4 protein-coding genes are annotated in these 3143 nt (G+C 36.9%); all 4 read right to left on the reverse strand.

Features of this window, described 5'->3' with window-relative positions:
* Positions 1–184 precede the first annotated feature (184 nt).
* Positions 185–727, reverse strand: a complete 543-nt coding sequence (locus tag DN748_RS18850; RefSeq protein WP_317047448.1) for a DUF6705 family protein — start codon at positions 725–727, stop codon at positions 185–187.
* A gap of 22 nt (positions 728–749) precedes the next feature.
* Positions 750–1217: a hypothetical protein gene (locus DN748_RS18855; RefSeq protein ID WP_112373389.1), complete on the reverse strand. Its 468-nt coding sequence runs from the start codon at positions 1215–1217 to the stop codon at positions 750–752.
* Entirely contained in the window at positions 1208–2122 is a 915-nt protein-coding gene (locus DN748_RS18860) for a hypothetical protein (protein ID WP_146746659.1), read from the reverse strand. The genes DN748_RS18855 and DN748_RS18860 overlap by 10 nt, the downstream gene beginning before the upstream one ends.
* A gap of 446 nt (positions 2123–2568) precedes the next feature.
* Positions 2569–3042 carry a hypothetical protein gene (locus tag DN748_RS18865; protein ID WP_146746660.1) on the reverse strand — a complete coding sequence of 158 codons (474 nt, stop codon included), beginning with the start codon at positions 3040–3042 and terminating at the stop codon, positions 2569–2571.
* Positions 3043–3143: the final 101 nt, after the last annotated feature.

Raw genomic sequence — 3143 nt, forward strand, 5'->3', positions numbered from 1 at the left:
AATAAATAATTTTTCCTGTATATGCAATATTTTCTACTCCAATTTTCGGAGTTTCCGGGCAACTTGCTCCTGGATTTTATCCACACGGAGTGAGAGAATTTTTAGCTGTTCCTTCTCCGTCTGCGGCAGGCCCTTGTATTTTCATACCGGGCGTCCATTGACTACACGGATGATGACTTTACGCCTAATCTGCCTTGTGCAGCGTTAATTGTTTGGGAAGCGTAAAACCCAAATCATAGTCTCCAATCCGGACCCCTTCACTGTTGCTCAGTTCCCATGTTAACTGCGTCCTGTCTGCATTCAATACCATTCGCAGGTTTCCGGATTTATTTTTGGATATGTCTTTAAGTCTTCCTGAAAATACCATCGCATCATCATTGTCTGAGCCACCTAACAGCGTCCATTTTTTATCATCGAAATCTGTTGCAATATGGGCATATGAACTTTCAATGACGGTATTTCCTTTTTTATACCGGTGAAACCCGATTAACACATCGAACCGATACCCCACACCAAACGGGTCGGCGATATTCTCTTTTTTCAGGGTTATTTCCACGGTGTCCTGCCCGTTTACCCATCGCCATTCCCCGATAAATTTATCCGATTCGGGATCAAGGATATTATCCCCGGGTTGAGGTGGAGTTTGCGCGTGTACAAGACCTGAACACATAGCCAAAACAACGAAAACCCCGCTTTTTTTCCATATTGTTTTCTCAAAAAAAGTCAAGATGATTTCTATAACTATTTTACTATTCGATGTAATATTGCCATTTCACCTGGTAAAGTGTAATACTCTTACTCTTATTCACATTTGCTATAAACATTTTAGGGTATTTTTCCGATGAATATTCGGGTCCAAAAGGGTATTTTTTTTGCAGCTTTTCAATATATTTTACGACTTCTTCTGACGATAGAAAATCAATTGAATTACTATTATTTCCACTAATAAGCCGTTTGTTCTCCATCTCCAGACCATTGTGTAAAAACATAATACTTTTTATATAAAAAACAATTTCATTATCATTTAATCTGTTAGTTCGATACAACAATTCTTTAATTTTGTTCCCCTTACCGTCTTCCTTTATAAAAGTTTCTTTAGATGTTTGGTCGAACATAAAATATACAGAATCTTTTTGAGCAAAGGATACTTGATAAAAAAATAAGGTGATTCCAATTATTAATACGAATTTAATATCAACTACTTTAACTACTGACATGACTCATTTTTGTTTTGATTGATATAGTTATCTATTAAATTTTTTATTCTACTTTTTTCAGATGCAGACAATGTAGACCATGTAGGATCATTACTATAGATAAGTCCTTCCCAAGCTAAATCTAAGTAAAATTGGCTCGAATGTGTACTATTATCAAATTGTTCAAGAGCATCCGCTATTACATCACGATAATGAGCTGCCATTTGATTATGTTGAAAATCATTAACCCCGTAACGAGTATAGTAATCAAAAATTCCCGGATAATCTCCATTGGAAAACATATTATTGAGATCTTCCGCAGTAAGCCCTCCTAAACTTCCTCCGTTATTTGCAATTGATAAAAGTTTTCGGAACATTTCAGCATGAATTACCTCATGAATGATCGTTTTGGCGACCAATAGGTTTGGTCTTTGTTGATAACTTGCATCTTTAGATGAATTTCCGTTTAGAACAACATCAATTACATAGTCAGAAGGAGGGGATGTGTAAGCCTTTTTAATGTTTGAAGTCATTGTCGCATCTGTTTTAAATCTTAAATGTGCAACCGGAAATTCCCCGTCAAATTGTTTAATTGCACTCGCAAAACTTGTACTCAAATTGTTTAACTTATTATAAACACATTCTGCTTTAGTCCCCATAAATGAGGGGTCTAAAATGATCTCATACATATCATCGGGTGGGTAATAGTCCCCTCCATCCCCATAACATTCATTCCAATTCCCCAAATCATCACAGGGGTCCGGTTCTTCCGGATAGTCGGGGTCTTCAATCCATATACAGTCATCGTAGCAATACTCACCAATGACTTCATCCCAGCAGTACTCATCACCTCCCCCCCGGATCGTCCGGGTCCCAGGAGCCTTCACCCACACAGCCCCCTCCCCAAACATCCTCGCAGATTTCATAACAGTCCTCATAGCCCCCCGACATCGCGGCGAGCTGTTGTTTTGACTGGAGCTCGCTTTTGTGCGCTTGCGGCTGACCCTTGTATTTTCGTACCGGGCGGGCATTTTCTACGCGGATAATGGCCTTGCGTATGCCTTCGGCCGTTAGGTATTCCGGGTACCTCGTGAAATCCTTGTCCAGTTCACTATTAATTGAGTTTTAAAAGTTCTAAAATTTTTTCAGTACCATGATAAATTATCGGAACCTTTACATAAACACTTTTTTCGATTTTTCTGCGGAGTTTAGGTTATTATATACCTGAGTTCCTTCCAATCCTTCCCACTTAAAAACAAATTACAAAATTTGTACAGACCACGGTTTGGATAGCCTCCTCAGAAAGGAGCCACACATATACCAGTCATTGAAATATAACGAGGTGCAAAGTAACAAACATCGCAGGGATGGATTATTTTCTCCAATGTGTTATACCCTTCTTTTTTTCTACACTGATAATTTTTTTTGCAAAATAAAGTCCTTCATTAAAAAATCCTTTGGATATTTTTTCCCCACGAAATAATACAATAATCTCTTCCTGATCTCTATTAAGACCTTTGAGTTCATTTTCAATTTTATTGTACTCTGCTCTATTTGTAAAAACATTTATTATTTCACCTGAATCGGTTTCCAGCTTGAAAAATGGCTTTCCAACTAAATTCTGTTCTTTCAAGAACTTATAATACCCCACTAACTTCTTTTCAGAACTCGAATATTCTTTTTGATCTTTATTATATGCAAAATCTTCTAGCCAGTTAATTTCTTTTGACGAAAACCCAGAGAAGTTTTGCACATCTATTAACTTAATATATATTTTTCCCTGTATAGCCTTTCTTGGATTATTCCCACATGAAAACAGCAATAATATTGATACTGTTAAAATCATTAATTTGTTCATATTTTCTATAAATCACTAGTGTCCCATTAAAATTGGGACGTTGTTAAAAATTAAATAAACTTGGCCCATTTGGTCCAAATCGTTCTTTG

Source organism: Sinomicrobium soli (genome assembly GCF_003285545.1).
Classification (GTDB): Bacteria; Bacteroidota; Bacteroidia; order Flavobacteriales; family Flavobacteriaceae; genus Sinomicrobium.

Excerpts from the sequence above, each read along its gene's own strand:
- DN748_RS18855 (WP_112373389.1), bottom strand. The coding sequence starts at position 1,217 with ATGTCAGTAGTTAAAGTAGTTGATATTAAATTCGTATTAATAATTGGA.
- DN748_RS18860 (WP_146746659.1), bottom strand. The coding sequence starts at position 2,122 with ATGAAATCTGCGAGGATGTTTGGGGAGGGGGCTGTGTGGGTGAAGGCT.
- DN748_RS18865 (WP_146746660.1), bottom strand. The coding sequence starts at position 3,042 with ATGATTTTAACAGTATCAATATTATTGCTGTTTTCATGTGGGAATAAT.